The 996-nt window shown below is 70.5% G+C and carries 1 protein-coding gene and 1 pseudogene; one reads left to right on the top strand and one right to left on the bottom strand.

Features of this window, described 5'->3' with window-relative positions:
• Positions 1-247 (top strand): annotated as a pseudogene (locus G6018_RS02835) (TetR family transcriptional regulator); the annotation flags it as partial.
• 134 nt (positions 248-381) lie between these two features.
• Here the strand turns inward: G6018_RS02835 and G6018_RS02830 are convergent.
• A complete protein-coding gene (locus G6018_RS02830) occupies positions 382-927 on the bottom strand; it encodes a CAP domain-containing protein (RefSeq protein WP_179524381.1) in 546 nt (181 codons plus the stop codon).
• Positions 928-996: the final 69 nt, after the last annotated feature.

The raw sequence follows: 996 nt of genomic DNA, 5'->3' as shown, positions 1-996 counted from the left end.
ACTGGGGCTGGCCGCCGGTGCGGTGAACCCGGTGGCCGACGCGGTCGCACGGACGTGTGCGCGGCACGGGGGCGGCGATCGGGCGGCGGGCCTGACCACGGCTCTCACCGCCTACGTCCTCGGCGTGACGATCGAGGAGCAGACCCACCACAACCTCGCCGCCGTGGACCCCGCGATGCCGCGCGTGGACTACGACTCGCGATTCGACGAGGGGCTCGGGGCGATGCTGGCGGGGATGGTCGGCTGACGCCGCGCCTCGGCCGGGCCCGCACATCGAAAAGGACGTTCCGCACACCTGCTTCTCGCGAAACGTGTGCGGAACGTCCTGATCGATGAGTGGCTATGGATGAGTGCTGCCGACCGCGAACGGTCGGACCCGACTCAACTCCGGGTGAACACCTGGGTGGCGTAGAGCTTGTTGTCGCCGGCCACGGCGACGCCCATACCCATCGAGGTGTGGTCGGTGCGCAGCAGGTTGAGCCTATGTCCGGTGGACGCCATCCACTGGTTGACCAGCTGCTGAGGGGTGGCGTTGCGCCAGTTCTGCAGCACGTTCTCCGACCAGCGCGTGGTGCCGGCCGGGACCTGGTCGCGCAGATCGGGGTTGTGGTACATGCGGTTCTCCGCGGCCTGCACCTGGCTCCAGGCGGTGGCCAACCGGACGAGCGCGTCGTTGGACGGGAGCGGAGCCCGGCCGTTGGCCACGCGCGCGGCGTTGGTGGCGTCGTGGAGCTGCTGGCGGTACTCGGCGCTCGTGGGATCGAGGGCCGGGACCGTACCGCCGCCGCCGACGGCGACGCCGAACGACGAGCCCGGCATGAGGAACTGCTGCGCAGAGGCCGCGGGGACGCCGAGTCCGGCGACAGCCATGGTGGCGGCAGCGCAGACGGCGAGGGGCTTGACGAAACGAGGGGAAGTGCGACGCACGAGGGATCTCCAGTTCTGCACACCCCGAGGGGGAGGGCGTGCAGAGGCCACGGTAGAGAGCAAGTCCCC

This window comes from Dietzia sp. DQ11-44 (assembly GCF_014145205.1).
In the GTDB taxonomy this organism is placed as follows: domain Bacteria; phylum Actinomycetota; class Actinomycetes; order Mycobacteriales; family Mycobacteriaceae; genus Dietzia; species Dietzia natronolimnaea.
This window is presented reverse-complemented; position numbering and strand designations above follow the sequence as displayed.